The sequence below is a fragment of the Mesorhizobium sp. M8A.F.Ca.ET.021.01.1.1 genome (genome assembly GCF_003998025.1).
GTDB lineage: Bacteria > Pseudomonadota > Alphaproteobacteria > Rhizobiales > Rhizobiaceae > Mesorhizobium.
Genome location: NZ_RZSJ01001100.1, coordinates 1 through 512, shown reverse-complemented (window position 1 = coordinate 512; position 512 = coordinate 1). Strand labels below are relative to the sequence as shown.

The window sequence follows — 512 nt, the reverse complement described above, 5'->3', positions numbered from 1 at the left end:
CAATGTCGAGCAGCTGCGCGCCGCCTACAGCCAGGCGTTGGCGCAGGAAAAATCCGCCAGCAGCGAAGTTGCCTATGCGCAGTCGCAATATGACCGTGCCGCCGATCTTGCCCAGAAAGGGATCAATGCCAAGTCTTCGCTGGATGAGGCCAGGAATGATCTCGACAAGGCCAAGCAGCAGCTTGCCGTTGCCGATCAGGGCATCGTCAGCGCCAAGGCGGCACTTGGCGGCAATCCCGATATCGAGACGGACAAGCATCCGACCGTGATGTCGGCACTCGCCGCGCGCGACAAGGCTGCCTATGACCTGGCGCAGACCACGGTCAGAGCACCTGCCGATGGTCTTGTCTATCAAGCCGCATCCTTCAAGGTCGGCCAGTATGTCGGCTCCGGCACACCGTTGTTTGCGCTGGTCGAGACCGGTGACACCTGGATCGACGCCAATTTCAAGGAAACCCAGCTCACCAACATGAAGCCGAGTCAGAAGGCGGAGATCGTGGTCGATACCTATC

Annotated in this window: 1 protein-coding gene; it reads left to right on the top strand. The window is 60.0% G+C overall.

Annotated features, from left to right (window positions below; all coding sequences use genetic code 11):
- Positions 1-512, top strand: a 512-nt coding sequence (locus EOA36_RS36800) for an HlyD family efflux transporter periplasmic adaptor subunit (RefSeq protein WP_145969576.1), incomplete at both ends; no start/stop codon positions are given.